This window comes from Clostridium tetani, from assembly GCF_900167265.1.
GTDB lineage: Bacteria > Bacillota > Clostridia > Clostridiales > Clostridiaceae > Clostridium_G > Clostridium_G tetani.
This window is the reverse complement of the sequence record NZ_FUWT01000002.1, coordinates 340,158-353,988: the sequence shown is the minus strand read 5'-3', so window position 1 is coordinate 353,988 and position 13,831 is coordinate 340,158. Positions and strand designations below refer to the sequence as shown.

Sequence of the window (13,831 nt, the reverse complement as noted above, 5' to 3'; positions counted from 1 at the left end):
AATTATACTCTACTCCTAATTTTTTTTCAATGAAAAAGGAGTAATCCTTTTTTTAGATAGTACAAAAGGAATGCCAAAAGCATTCCTTTTTAAATTTTTAATCAAGAACTACTTTCTTCTATAATATTTTTTAAGTTCTCTATTCGCTTCTTCAAATACATCTTTACAAGTAACTTTTTCATTACACATAAAAATTTCCACTGCATCTTCTACTGTTTTCATAAGATATATCCTAAAATTACCATTTTCCACTTCTTCTTCTACTTCTCTATTTAATACTAAATTGTCTCTATTGGAATAGGGAATTGCCACTCCTTTATTTTTTACAGTATCTAGATTTTTGCAAACATTAAAAAAACCTTCTATTTTTTCATTAACTCCACCTATGGGCTGAACTTCTCCCTTTTGATTTATAGAGCCTGTTACTGCAATATTTCTTTTTATGCCTATTCTACTTATAGCAGAAATTATGGATATTACCTCGGCAACGGATGCACTATCTCCATCTATTTTTCCGTAAACCTGTTCAAAGCTTATATGAAAATCTACAGGTAATCTTGAATATCTTCCAAAAGTATCATTAATATATCCTTTTAATATATTAATAGCTTTATTATGAATTTTCCCACTCAAATTACTATCCTTTTGTACATCTATAATATTACCGCTACCATTATAGCAATTACAGGTTATTTTAACAGGCTTGCCAAAACTTAAATATCCTGCATCTAAAACTGTAAGTCCATTTATCTCTCCTATGGCATTCCCTTTTAGATTCATATAAATTTTCCCATCCTTAAATTCTTCAATTATTTTATCTTCTAACATATCTTCCTTATAAAATCCTGATACAACTTCTTCTCCATCTATAAAATCCTTATTTTCTTCTACAGCTCTATTATTTGCCATTACTAAGATCTTCTCTAACTCTTCTAATTTAAAATAAAACTTTCTTCTATCTTCAGCCTTTCTAGAAAGAGCTTTAGCTATTTCAAAAATACCACCCTCTTTTACAGGCTTTAAATTATTTTTTTTGCAGATATCATCTATACTACTTATTAAAGAAGACTTACTTTTTTTGTTGATATTTACAATAGGGTCATATTGTCCTCTTATTTTGAATATTTTCCTAAAATCTTCATCGTGATTATATAATATATCATAGGTTTCAAAGTCTCCAATTAAAATTACTTTTTCTTTAATTTTTATAGGTTCTGGTTGCATTCCACTTAAAGCCAATACTTCTAAATATCCTTTGCTGTAATTCATATCTATTTTTCCACTCATAATGGTCTTTTTAAAATAATAATAGGATGCTGCATTGGTTAGTAGTTTATTAGCTCTTAATATAAGACATCCTCCATTTGCTCTTAGCATAGATCCTGGTTTAATCATATTTATATCTGTTACATAGTTTCCATTCTTGTTTTCATATTCAATAGCGCCTAAAAGATTTTCTAAATTTGGATCTTCTTCATAAATGCAAGGCATACATTCAGTATCTTTATTATCTAATATTATGCTTACTCCATATTTATATATAATTTCTGCTGTATCCTCTTCTTCAAAATCATAATCTTCGGAATAACTTTCTACCAAATCCATTTCTATTTTGCTATAAACATAATTCAAATACTCAGTAGCCTGTCTTTCTTCTTTTAGTAAGTTATCATAATAAGCTTTTATATCTTTCATGTTTTCATTTAAATATTCTTTAAATATCTTTTTTATGCCCTCTAAAAGTTTTTCCTCTTTATCATGTAGAACCTCTAACAAATGCTCTGCTTCTTTTTTCAATTCAGATATTTTAACTAATATCTTCCCTCTCTTTTCTCTAGATAGAAGCTCAAATTCTTTTTCTGTCATTGGCTCCCCATCTTCTTTTAAAGGCTCAAATACAATTCCTGATTTTGAAAGCTTTATATCGAATCCTTTATCCTTAGATGTTTCAATAATTTTTTCTAATAAATCACTTTTCATATCCTCTATTTCTTCTAGAAACTGTTCTTTTTTTTCATTTTTAGAAGAATTATAAAACTCACTAGCTAGATTCCAATACTTATCTTGAATATCTTTTAGAGCCTTTTTTAAAATAATTCCATTACCCCATGATAATATTATGGGTGTGGGCTTTTTTATATTCTCTTTTATAACATAACAAATATCTTCAAGATTTACATTTTTGAATTCTTTATTTATAAAATAGATAATATTTTTCAATTTATCCTTAGAAAAATCATCTATTAAATACAAATTATATCCTTCTTTATCTATGGACAAGGCTTTCTTAATTTCTTTATATGTTTCGTAGTATTCTGCTATACAATCTTCTTCTTGAAAATCTACATCATTAAAATCTATCTCATACTTAATCTTATTTAATCTAAATCCTTCCATATTGATCCCTCCTTTATAGCCATTAATATATTAATATTCTTTGTATATGTTTTTAGGAACGGATTTATGAAGTTTATGAAATTTTATTGCTTTTTTATAATCTTTTATCTTATAATGTTTAATGTTCATATATTTTAAAAATAAAGATACTATGGTATAATAAAACTAAATATTACCATAGTATTAATATGTATTAATTTATATAATAATTTTTATTCAATGTGGAATCATAAATAAATATATTGCAAAGGAGTTATTTATATGGGATTTACTGATAAGTTAAATAAATACTATGCTGAAAACTATATTAAGAAATATGGAGATAGATTATCTCAAGTACAAGGAAACATCGTTTCCGTAAAAGTTGAAGAAAAAACTATTCTCTGGATTTTTCATAAAATAACAGCGGTTTTATTAGTTAAACCAGAAAGAAGTAAAAATATTGTAAGATGCGTGTATAAAAAGAAAAGATGGTTTAAAAAAATAGATTTTATACCACTATCTCAAGGAAATTTTGTGTTAGTACAAGGACTTAAAGGGAAAAAAGGAAAAGAAAATAGAGAAGAAATAGAAATAATGAACATAAGAAATCTTACAACTAAAAGAGATTTAATTCCTCTTGAAGAAGAACCAAAAGTTCAAAGGGTTAAACAAACTAGATACAAGTAGTTACAAATGAATAATTAATGAGGTTCTTCCTCCTATCATCGGAAGAACTTTAATTTTATTTTGTAGACTCGTTAACATCACTTGTTTTAGTGAAGAGTTAAGAGTTTAGCCATAGCTAAACGTAAAGATTTTCTGACCTAAGTAAGAAAATCAACCATAATTATTCATTGTTCCTTGTTCATTATAAAAAGTGCGTACATCAATAAAAAATGTACGCACTTTTTATTTTATCTTTTTCTATTTCTAATTAAAAGATATATACTGTTTATAAGTGATATGATTCCTGAGAAAAATATTACTATAAACCACTGACTTAAACTTATACTTGAAGTATGAAAGGTTTTTTGAAAAAATGGAATATATATAACGCAAAATAGCATCACTATGGATACAGCTACTGCCATTATTAAATAAATATTGGTTAAATACTTTATTTCAAATATAGAATGTCTTTCCGATCTACATTCAAATACATGTATTAATTGAGATAGTATTAAGGTACTTAGGGCAATGGTTCTACATGTTCTTAAATCCATATTATAAGCATATGCCATGTAAAAGGAAAGAACCGTACATATACCTATTAAACTTCCCCTTATTAATATCTTTTCCTTTAACCCTCTGGAAAATATACTCTCATCCTTTCCTCTTGGTTTTTGTTTCATAATATCTATATCTGCAGGATCTACTCCTAAAGCCATAGCAGGTAAACCATCTGTGGCTAAATTTACAAATAAAATTTGTATAGGAAGTAGCGGTGTTGGAAGATTCATTATAGAAGCTAAAAATACTGTTAGAACTTCACCCAAATTGCAGGATAGTAAATATCTTATAAACTTTCTTATATTATCATATATAACTCTTCCCTCTTCTACTGCGTCTACAATAGTTTTAAAATTATCATCCAAAAGTATCATAGAAGATGCTTCCTTTGTAACATCTGTGCCAGTCATTCCCATGGATATACCAATATCTGCTTCCTTAACTGCTGGAGCATCATTTACGCCGTCTCCAGTCATTGCTACTACTCTATTTCCCCTTTTGAAGGTTTCAACTATTCTCAGCTTATGATTTGGACTAACTCTTGCAAATATTTTTATATTATCAATTATATCTTCAAGTTTTTTATCACTAAGCTTATCTAATTCTTCTCCTGTTATTACTTGTTTATAAGAATTGGCTATGCCCAGTTCCTTACCTATAGCATAGGCTGTATTTTTATGGTCTCCAGTTATCATAACAGGCATTATTCCAGCCATTCTACATTTATAAACTGCGTCCTCTACTTCTTTTCTAGGTGGGTCTATCATTCCACCAATTCCTACAAAAACAATATCTTTTTCTAAATTAGACCCCTTAAAATTAGATCCTTCAATAAGTTTATAACCTACTGCTATACATCTTAAAGCTTTTAATGACATATCTTCTACTGCCTTTAATATATTTTTTTTGTAAGTTTCTTTTAAAGGCTCTATTCTTCCATTAATGTGAATGTATTTGCATCTTTCTATTATTCTCTCTGGAGCCCCTTTTATATATAATGTATTATTTCCTTGTTCTCTTACCACTACGGACATAATCTTCCTATTAGAATCAAAGGGTTCCTCATACACTTTCTTCCCTATATCTAATATAGATTTTACATCCTTTGTATTTTTAAAGCAGGCTTTTATTAAAGCTACTTCTGTTGGGTCTCCAAAAATACCTTTATTTATATCCTTTTGAGTAAAATCTAAATTACAATCATTACAATATGTAACAATCTTTTTAAAAAGCTTATCTTCAATAGTCTTGTCTTCCTCTAAAGCTTTTAAGCTATTATTATAAAAAACTTCCTTTACCTTCATTTTATTTTCTGTTAATGTTCCAGTTTTATCGCTACATATTATAGAAGTACATCCTAAGGTCTCTACGGCTGGCAATCTTCTAACCAATGCATTCTTCTTTAGCATTCTAAATACTCCTAGTGCTAAAGACACTGTAACAATAGCAGGTAGTCCTTCTGGAATTGCTGCCACTGCTAAACTTACTCCTAAAAGTAACATTTCATATTTATTATTCCCTCTCATTATGCCAACTACAGTTACTACTATACAAATAATTAGGCATATTACAACTAGTACCTTCCCAAGAGAATTTAGTTTTTCTTTAAGTGGAGATTTATCCTTTTCTATGTTATCTAACATACCTGCTATTTTACCCATTTCAGTATTCATACCTGTTGCCATAATTTTTGCCATAGCTTTTCCTTTTAAAACTATGGTTCCCATGTAAATATCTTTATTTTTGCCCTTTCCATTTTTATTAACACCTACAGATTCTCCAGTTAGTAAAGATTCATCTAGCATAAGAGAATAATTATCTAATATAATAGAATCTGCTGGAACCCTATCTCCACTTTCTATTAAGATTACATCTCCAATAACCAGTTCCATAGCATTTATAACTTTTATTTTTCCATCTCTCATTACTTTAGCTGTAGGTGCAGCCATATTCTTTAAAGATTCTAATGATTTTTCAGTTTTATACTCCTGTATAAAGCCTAAGCTTCCATTTATAACTATTATGACAAAAATAGTTATTGCATCTGCCTTTTCTCCCATGAGCCCTGATAGTATAGTTGCTACTATGAGGACCCAAATTATCACATCATTAAATTGTTCTAAAAAAATTTTAACAGGAGATATTTTTTCTTTTTCCTTCAAGGTATTTAAGCCATATTTCTTAAGCCTACTATTGGCCTCTCTCGTACTTAATCCTATTTCTAATATTTCTTTTTCAATAGACAAATTAACACCCCCTAAACTTTATTCACTGTTAAAATATATGCACAAACTTTCATTTAATGAACAAGGAATAATTATCACTTTAACTTTTTTGTTTTTTTTGCTATGATTAATAAGCATATAAAAATTATAAAGACTTTAATTATTTCAAGGAGGATTTATTTTGAAAGACATAATTTATATTTCTGGACACAGAAACCCAGATACGGATTCTATATGTTCTGCTATAGCATACGCAGAATTAAAAAACAAAACAGGAGAAACTCCTGCAATCCCCATAAGACTTGGAGAAATAAGCAGGGAAACAAAATTTGTACTAGATTATTTTAAAGTAGAAGAGCCTGAATTTATGGAAACTATAAAGGCTCAAATACAAGATTTAAATATAGATAATGTAGCACCTATATCTCCAGACATTTCATTAAAAATGGCATGGTCCATTATGCAAAAAAACAATTTAAAAACTCTACCTGTTGTAGGGAATAATGATCAATTAGTAGGTCTTGCTTCACTATCAAATATTACTTCTACATATATGGATATATGGAATAATAACATATTATCTAAAAGTAAAACTACTTTAAATAACATATTAGAAACCCTTTCAGCTAAATGTATTCATGGTGATATTACATCAAGCAATTTTAAAGGTAAAATAGTAGTTGCTGCTATGCAACCTGAAAGTGCTTGTGACCTAATAGAAGAAGGTGACATTGTAATATGTGGTGATAGAGAAGATACTCAAGAACTTATCATAAATTTAAAGGCATCTTTAATGATTATAACTGGTAAACATGAAGTATCTAAAAAAATAATAGATAAAGCTAAAAAGGCTAATTGCGCTATAATAACTACACCTTATGATACATATACAACTTCTAGATTGCTTCCTCAAAGTGTACCTGTTGATTACATAATGACCAAAGATGATTTAGTTGTATTTCATCATGATGATTTAGTAGATGAAATTAGAGACATAATGTTAGAAACAAGATACAGAAGTTATCCTGTAGTAGATAACGATAAAAAAGTTTTAGGAAGTATATCCAGATATCATTTAATATCTAAAAATAAAAAGAAAGTTATTTTAGTAGATCATAATGAACGAAGTCAATCTGTACCAGGACTTGAAGATGCAGAATTAATAGCAATTATAGACCATCACAGAATTGCAGATATTCAAACAGGCTCTCCTATATATTTTAGAAATGAACCTGTTGGTTGTACTGCTACTATAATAGCATCTATGTATTTTGAAAATGGTATAGTACCTTCAAAACAAATAGCTGGAATACTATGTGCTGCTATAATATCAGATACCCTTTTACTTAAATCACCTACATCTACAAATACAGATAAATATATATTAAAAAGACTTGCAGAAATTGCAGCATTAGATGTAGAAGATTTTGCTGAACAAATGTTTAAAGAAGGCTCTTCCTTAAAAGGTAAAAGTATAGATGAAATATTTAATCAAGATTTTAAAATCTTTAATATAAGTTCTATAAAAGTAGGAGTAGGTCAAATAAATACTATGGATATAGAAGGTTTTAATTCCATAAAAGATGATATGATATCTTATATGGAAGATAAAACTTCTAAAGAAAAGTTTAATTTACTTATTTTAATGGTTACTGACCTATTAAAAGACGGTTCTAAAATCCTTGCAGTAGGAAAAGAAAAATATTTAGTTAATAAAGCCTTTGGAGTAGAATTAAAGGATAATTCTGTTTACTTACCTAATGTTATGTCTAGAAAAAAACAAATTATTCCACCATTATCTACTGCCGCTTCTGATTTATAAAACTTTATCTTTAATTTAGTAAACTTATTCCTCCTAACTTCATATACTAGTAGTGGTTAATTTGCTAACTATTTATTTTTAGGAGGAATAATATGTATGATAATCACTGTATATTTAACCCATCATTTCTTTGTCCTATGATGAGGAGACCTTGTTCAAATATGAATATGGGATTAAACTATAATTATAATTTCGATGATATTTATGAAGACCCTTTTAATCCCATAGAAGAAGAAGCTTTTAACATAAAATTTAAAAGAGTTAGCTTAGAAGAACTCATTGATTAAAAAACTCTTCACTGTTAGTTAAGGAAAACTAACAGTGAAGAGTTTTTTAATCAATGAACAATGAATAATGAATAATAAACAAATCAAGGTAATTTGTTTATTATTCATTAACTAAAGGCTTAACGTCCTCTTAAATTGTTTATCATACCCCACATCTCATCTGCTGCTTTAACAGCTCTTGAGCTAAATTCAAATGCTCTTTGAGATACTATCATATCTGACATTTCTTTTTCCATTCTAACATTAGATCTTTCTACATATCCTTGTAATACATCTGAATTTACAGCCTCTGGATTTACACCTTGTACTGGTTTGTATAAATTGTCACTTACAGATATAAAAGCATTTTCTCCTACTGCATCATAAACATTTATTTTACCTATTAATCTTGGCTTTTTAGCATCTTTTAAATAAACACGTCCATCTTTTTCTACATAAAAATTATCTTTAATTAATGGAGTTCTTCTTTGTACCTCACCAAAATCATCATCATAGTCCTCATAATCGTCATAGTAATCATCGTCAAAATCATACTCTTCATCTTCATCTATTATATTTTCTATATTTCTATCTATTTCTAGTATGTTTCCATTCTTATCTACTAAATTTCCTTTATTGTCTAAATTGAAATTTCCTGCTCTTATATAATATTCTTTGTCATTTGAAAATACTTTAAAATATCCATTACCATCTATGGCAAAGTCTGTACTAGAACCTGTGTTATTAAGGGTTCCCTGAGTATTATCTCTTATCCAAGGACCTGTTTTTACACCAGTTCCATGTATTAAATTTCTATTTCCCTCTTCATTTACAGGATATCCCCTTCTATCAAGTGTTTCATTCATTAAATCTTGAAAGGAAACATCCTGTCTTTTATATCCTTCAGTATTTACATTTGCTATATTATTAGATATAGCATCTAATTTTTCCTGTTGGGCATACATGGCACTTCTTCCAGACCAAAGTACTCTAAGCATTATTACTCCCCCTTGCCTTTCTATCTAACATTTCCTATCTCATTTACAGCTTTCCCTAAGGTATCATCTATAGATTGTATAATTTTTTGATTGGTTTCAAAAGTTCTCATAACTGTCATCATTTCAATCATTTCTCTTATTGTATTTACATTGGATTTTTCTAAAGTATTTTGTTTTACAATATAATCTGTAGAGTTTACAGCATTGTTTCCTGTGTAGGCATCATGTCCTACCTTTCTTAAATCGTTATAATTCTGAAAATCAGCTACTTGAAGTGTGTATGTAGTATTACCATCTACTAATATGTTTCCCTCTTTTGTCAAAGTAAAATTTTCTGTATTTAATCTAATAGGCTCTACTGCTCCTGTATCATTATTTCTACCTATTACATTGTACCCACTATCATTTACCAAAAATCCTCTATTATTTACATAAAAGTGACCATTTCTTGTATATAATCTTTCATTGCCTCCTTGTCCTTCTCTTTCTACTACAAAGAAACCTTTGCCCTGTATTGCAAAATCTGTAGCTCTATCTGTTTTTTCTAACATACCCTGTTGGAAATATGTATTTACTTCATCTATCTTGCTTCCCATAGAAAGTCCCCCAAGATCATGTCTTACATTTTTATTACCAACTTTTTTATCATAATTATATAAAAGTACATCATCAAATTGCTTAACTGATAAATTATCAGATTTAAACCCTGGTGTAGTTACATTTGCTAAATTATTTGTTACAACATTTTGTTTAGCTTCTTCAGTAATCATGCCAGATACGGCAGTATATAATCCTCTTATCATTTTTTCTTCACATCCTTATTTATAATAACTTTTACTTCTTGTGGATACTTCATTCCCATGGAACGTGCTCTTTTTTCTATTTCATAATCACTTAAATTATAATTAATTTTAACTCCCATCATGGATATTATGCCCATAACTAGGCCTATACCAATTCCTAATAATAATCTTCTGTCATAAAAAAAAGAAATAGATTCTTTTAATCTAGATATAAATCCTTTATTAATAGTACCTCCCCCTTGCCCATATTTAAAATTTCGCATATTTCATCTATATTCTTTCCCTTATCTATTAGCTTTTTTACCTCTTCCATCTTTATATTATTGGAATTTGTATATTCCACTTTTGGCAGTATAATTTCTTTTTCATCTAAGATATCTATGCTTTTCTTTATAGATTCTTTAAAATTATTATTAATAATCTTTGTTTCCAATCCTTTTATTTGTTGTTTTAAGTCTTCAATTTCTTCTTGAATACTATAAAAGGTTTCTCCCATTTCTTTTCTCATCTTCATAATTTCAGCTTCATTTTTATCCATATTATCATGAGCTATATTTAAATTTTCACTAAAATTTTCATTCTTAGGATTTTTGTCTTTTTTTATAGCACTAATATTTAACACTATAAGTATTATTCCTATAGATAATAAAACAAATTGCATAGAAAATTACCCCTTAATTTATGATTTTTAGTTTTTTTAATTCACTTCTCAAATGGACAATAGCTCTACTATGTAATTGACATACTCTAGATTCCGAAACATCTAAAACCTTTCCTATCTCTTTTAATGTAAGCCTTTCATAATAATATAAAGACAAAACTATTCTATCTCTTTCTTTTAATTTATTTATAGCTTTTTCTAAATACTCAATTAACTCTTTTTCTTCTAAAATCTTTTCAGGGCTTGGACTATTTTTATCAACTACAGTAGCCATTAAAGACATATCCTCTTCATCAGAAAATATAAAATCCTCTAAGGATACTATGGATATGTAATTTATATAATTTTCTATTTGAGCCACTTCTTTTAAAGACATATCTAATTCCTTTGCTACTTCTTCTAATTTTGGTTCTTTAAAATTCTTCATTTGTAGCTTTTCTACTGCCTCATTGTATCTATTAAGTTTATCCATGGCACTTTTGGATATAGGGCTTATTCTCCTTAATTCATCTATCATTGAACCCCTTATTCTTATAGATGCATAGGTAGAGAACTTCATTCCCTTAGATGGATCAAATTTCTGCATAGCATCCATAAGACCAAGCATACCATAGCCTACTAAGTCATCATAATCTATATACTTTGTTTTTCCTATAATAACCCTAGATGCTATATATTTTACAAGGGGAATATATTTTTTAACTAATCCTTCCTTGACATCACATTCTTCAGCTATGGACATATTTTATCTCTCCTTCATCCCGGTTTTTCTATGTTTTCTCATTATTTGAAACAGTAAGGACACTATTTTTTCTACAGTTTTATTATCTACATCTTCAAAGGCAACTCCGTATACAAACTCATTTATTTTTTCTTTTCTTATTATTTTTCCTTTTATAGATATATTCTCGTCCTTTATTGGTATGGTTATAATTAAAAGTTCTCCTAGTTGTAACTCCTTTTCTGTAGACAATTTTATACCTCCGCCACTAATGTCTACTGTATGTCCATGAAAAAATTCAAATTGGTTATCTGTAATATTTTTTATGCTCTGATTTTTCTCTAAAAGTGCACATAATACTTCTACAGTAAATGGCACTCTTACAAAATTTCTTCTCTGTACTTTAGATATTTTATCTGGATGTTTTAAAAGTACCATCATAACCCTGTCATCTACTTTTCTACCTGATACTATGGTGTAAAATTTATATAATTTATTTTTATTATAATATACAGCCTCAACTGTATCTTCTAATCTTAAAGGAAGATATCCTCCATCTTTTACTGGTATACTTATGGCTATATACTCTTTATTTATATCTTGTATATTACTTTTGTATACCCCATCATCCATTAATATTTCAATTCTTCCATTAACATTAAATTCTTTTATTGACTTCATAATTATCCACCCCACCACTGTAATAATTAAGCCTTAAAAGCATTAAACATTTTCTTAAAAAAGCTTTGTATACTTATGTCCTTAGTTTTTTCTTTTCTATGGCTTCTATCTTTTATTAAAAAGTCAGCTACATTCTCTATGCTCTTTGCAGCATAAGAATTTGGAAAACTTAATATAAAAGGACTTTGTTTTCTCACAGCTTCTATAACTTTCCTATCTTCCATTATATACCCTAAAAATTCCAAATCAATACTTAAAAATTTATTAGAAGTATTATTAAATTTATTAAAGGTATTTAAAGCTTCTTTATAGTTTAAAGCCTTATTTACAACTACTTTGGCATTACTTTTTATCTTAAAATAGCTTACTAATTTTAATAAACTATAAGCATCTGTCAAAGCTGTGGGTTCAGGAGTTGTAAGGAGTATTAAATCTTCACTACAAGATATAAATCTTAAAACTCGATCATCAGCTCCTGCACCTGTATCTATAATTATGAAGTCTAAATCTCTTAAAGCACTTATTTTTCCAATAAAATTTTCTCTTATCTCTTCTGTAATTTCGTTTAGTTTAGTCATACCAGAACCACCTGGTAAAAGCTTAACCCCAAAAGGCCCTTCTATTATTACCTCTTCTAGCGGCATATTATGAAATAAAACATGCCCTATATCATATTTTGGAAAGAAACCCATTAATATATCATCATTTGCCATACCTATATCCGTATCTAAAACAAGAACTTTCTTTCCTCTTTTTTGAAGTGCAATAGATAGGTTTACAACGAAATTACTTTTTCCTACTCCGCCTTTTCCAGAAGTTACAGTAAGTATTTTTGGTTTTTTTTCTTCTTCTAAATCTTTCAGATCATTATTCTTCTGAGCTACTAGCTTTCTTAAGGATGCAGCCTGATCTAACATATATTATCCTCTCCTAGTATTAAGCCAGTTATCTCCTTTGGAGTTACTAATCTTATGTCCTCTGGAACATTTTGACCAGTAGTTATAAAGCTTATAGGTTTTTTTGTGCTATTTGCTATATTTAAAATAGAACCATAGGTAGTAGTTTCATCTAATTTGGTAATAATAACACTTTTATACCCTAGTGTTTTGTATCCTTCTACTATACTATCTATATCCTTATTTTTTGTGGTGGAACTTATAACTAAATGTATGTTTTCACTATTTACTTTTTCTATAAAGGCTCTAAGTTCTGAAATTTGCATTACATTCTTAGAGCTTCTTCCTGTAGTATCAACTAAAATTACTTCGCAGTTTTTCATATCTTCTATGGCATCTTCCATATCCTTTATAGAAAATACAACTTTAAAGGGTATTTTCATAATATCTGCATAGGTCTTTAACTGTTCTACTGCTCCTATTCTATAGGTATCCACAGTAATTAATCCCACTTTCTTTTTCTCTACTAATGAAAGTCTTCCTGCAAGTTTTGCAATAGTTGTAGTCTTTCCAACTCCTGTAGGTCCTACTAAAACTACGGCACCCTTTAAATCCTCTGAAGATACTCTAACTCTATCTTCTATAAATTCCTTTGTCTTTTCTAAAGCTTCTGTTATATTTTCTACTTCATTTAATTCATCTAGTATTTTTTCTATAATATCTTCGGATATATCATTATCTTTTAATATACTTTTTATCTCTTTTATTTCTTGTCTCTCTTCTTCTATATTTCCTTTATAAGTATTATCTACAAAAGAAGTAAAAGCGTTTTTCATTTCTTCTATCTCTTTTAATATCCTTTTATCCCCGTTAAAATTATCTAAAGTATTTTCTACTGGTCTCTCTTTTTTTCTATCTATACTATTTTCTAATAACTGTTTTACAGCATTATAGTTTTCTGCTTCTTTACTATCATGAGAGCTTTCAGTAGTTGCGGTAACTTCAAGAACTTTCTTTTTAAAAAAGCCACTTATTCCTGACCTTCTAATCTTTCGCTGACTTATTATTACTGCATCTTTTCCTAATTCGTATCTTATTCTAGTCATTGCTTCATTCATGTCATTTACCACATATCTTTTTATAATCATT

Annotated in this window: 13 protein-coding genes; 3 read left to right on the top strand and 10 right to left on the bottom strand. The window is 28.4% G+C overall.

Annotated features, from left to right (window positions below; all coding sequences use genetic code 11):
- Nucleotides 1–108 precede the first annotated feature (108 nt).
- Entirely contained in the window at nt 109–2,397 is a 2,289-nt protein-coding gene (locus B5D21_RS01700; protein ID WP_011099845.1) for an AAA family ATPase, read from the bottom strand.
- Nucleotides 2,398–2,658: 261 nt separating this feature from the next.
- Between B5D21_RS01700 and B5D21_RS01695 the strand changes: the two genes are divergently transcribed.
- Nucleotides 2,659–3,066 (top strand): hypothetical protein, encoded by a 408-nt coding sequence (locus B5D21_RS01695; RefSeq protein WP_011099846.1) that lies wholly within the window; start codon nt 2,659–2,661, stop codon nt 3,064–3,066.
- Between the two features lie 227 nt (nt 3,067–3,293).
- Here B5D21_RS01695 and B5D21_RS01690 read toward each other — a convergent pair whose 3' ends face one another.
- On the bottom strand, nt 3,294–5,855 hold the full coding sequence (locus B5D21_RS01690) for a calcium-translocating P-type ATPase, SERCA-type (protein WP_035125104.1): 2,562 nt from the start codon (nt 5,853–5,855) through the stop codon (nt 3,294–3,296).
- Nucleotides 5,856–6,015: 160 nt separating this feature from the next.
- On the opposite strand from B5D21_RS01690, the gene B5D21_RS01685 reads away from it, so the two are divergent.
- Nucleotides 6,016–7,656 (top strand): putative manganese-dependent inorganic diphosphatase, encoded by a 1,641-nt coding sequence (locus B5D21_RS01685; RefSeq protein WP_011099849.1) that lies wholly within the window; start codon nt 6,016–6,018, stop codon nt 7,654–7,656.
- Nucleotides 7,657–7,748: 92 nt separating this feature from the next.
- A complete protein-coding gene (locus B5D21_RS01680; protein ID WP_035109570.1) occupies nt 7,749–7,943 on the top strand; it encodes a hypothetical protein in 195 nt (64 codons plus the stop codon).
- A gap of 119 nt (nt 7,944–8,062) precedes the next feature.
- Here the strand turns inward: B5D21_RS01680 and B5D21_RS01675 are convergent, their stop codons facing one another.
- The 8 genes from B5D21_RS01675 to flhF form a co-directional block, all read right to left on the bottom strand.
- Nucleotides 8,063–8,920 (bottom strand): flagellar basal-body rod protein FlgG, encoded by an 858-nt coding sequence (locus tag B5D21_RS01675; protein WP_011099850.1) that lies wholly within the window; start codon nt 8,918–8,920, stop codon nt 8,063–8,065.
- Between the two features lie 20 nt (nt 8,921–8,940).
- A complete protein-coding gene (locus tag B5D21_RS01670) occupies nt 8,941–9,723 on the bottom strand; it encodes a flagellar basal-body rod protein FlgG (RefSeq protein WP_011099851.1) in 783 nt (260 codons plus the stop codon).
- Nucleotides 9,720–9,842, bottom strand: coding sequence for a hypothetical protein (locus B5D21_RS14350; RefSeq protein WP_274542375.1), 123 nt, complete (start codon nt 9,840–9,842; stop codon nt 9,720–9,722). Before B5D21_RS14350 ends, B5D21_RS01670 begins: the two co-directional genes overlap by 4 nt.
- 80 nt (nt 9,843–9,922) lie before the next feature.
- The gene (locus tag B5D21_RS01660) at nt 9,923–10,384 is read right to left on the bottom strand and encodes a hypothetical protein (protein WP_011099852.1); all 462 of its coding nucleotides are present in this window, start codon (nt 10,382–10,384) and stop codon (nt 9,923–9,925) included.
- A 13-nt stretch (nt 10,385–10,397) separates the two neighbouring features.
- Complete coding sequence (locus B5D21_RS01655) at nt 10,398–11,126, bottom strand: FliA/WhiG family RNA polymerase sigma factor (protein WP_011099853.1); 729 nt, start codon at nt 11,124–11,126, stop codon at nt 10,398–10,400.
- 3 nt (nt 11,127–11,129) lie between these two features.
- Nucleotides 11,130–11,786 (bottom strand): flagellar brake protein, encoded by a 657-nt coding sequence (locus B5D21_RS01650; protein ID WP_035109561.1) that lies wholly within the window; start codon nt 11,784–11,786, stop codon nt 11,130–11,132.
- A 26-nt stretch (nt 11,787–11,812) separates the two neighbouring features.
- A complete protein-coding gene (locus tag B5D21_RS01645; protein ID WP_011099855.1) occupies nt 11,813–12,703 on the bottom strand; it encodes a MinD/ParA family protein in 891 nt (296 codons plus the stop codon).
- Nucleotides 12,697–13,830, bottom strand: coding sequence for a flagellar biosynthesis GTPase FlhF (flhF, locus tag B5D21_RS01640; protein ID WP_011099856.1), 1,134 nt, complete (start codon nt 13,828–13,830; stop codon nt 12,697–12,699). The genes B5D21_RS01645 and flhF overlap by 7 nt, the downstream gene beginning before the upstream one ends.
- Between the last annotated feature and the right edge of the window lies 1 nt (nt 13,831).

What these genes read in the sequence shown, in the direction of transcription:
- B5D21_RS01700 (WP_011099845.1), bottom strand. Translation starts at nt 2,397, where the DNA reads ATGGAAGGATTTAGATTAAATAAGATTAAGTATGAGATAGATTTTAAT.
- B5D21_RS01695 (WP_011099846.1), top strand. Translation starts at nt 2,659, where the DNA reads ATGGGATTTACTGATAAGTTAAATAAATACTATGCTGAAAACTATATT.
- B5D21_RS01680 (WP_035109570.1), top strand. Translation starts at nt 7,749, where the DNA reads ATGTATGATAATCACTGTATATTTAACCCATCATTTCTTTGTCCTATG.
- B5D21_RS01675 (WP_011099850.1), bottom strand. Translation starts at nt 8,920, where the DNA reads ATGCTTAGAGTACTTTGGTCTGGAAGAAGTGCCATGTATGCCCAACAG.
- B5D21_RS01670 (WP_011099851.1), bottom strand. Translation starts at nt 9,723, where the DNA reads ATGATAAGAGGATTATATACTGCCGTATCTGGCATGATTACTGAAGAA.
- B5D21_RS14350 (WP_274542375.1), bottom strand. Translation starts at nt 9,842, where the DNA reads ATGGGAGTTAAAATTAATTATAATTTAAGTGATTATGAAATAGAAAAA.
- B5D21_RS01660 (WP_011099852.1), bottom strand. Translation starts at nt 10,384, where the DNA reads ATGCAATTTGTTTTATTATCTATAGGAATAATACTTATAGTGTTAAAT.
- B5D21_RS01655 (WP_011099853.1), bottom strand. Translation starts at nt 11,126, where the DNA reads ATGTCCATAGCTGAAGAATGTGATGTCAAGGAAGGATTAGTTAAAAAA.
- B5D21_RS01650 (WP_035109561.1), bottom strand. Translation starts at nt 11,786, where the DNA reads ATGAAGTCAATAAAAGAATTTAATGTTAATGGAAGAATTGAAATATTA.
- B5D21_RS01645 (WP_011099855.1), bottom strand. Translation starts at nt 12,703, where the DNA reads ATGTTAGATCAGGCTGCATCCTTAAGAAAGCTAGTAGCTCAGAAGAAT.
- flhF (WP_011099856.1), bottom strand. Translation starts at nt 13,830, where the DNA reads ATGATTATAAAAAGATATGTGGTAAATGACATGAATGAAGCAATGACT.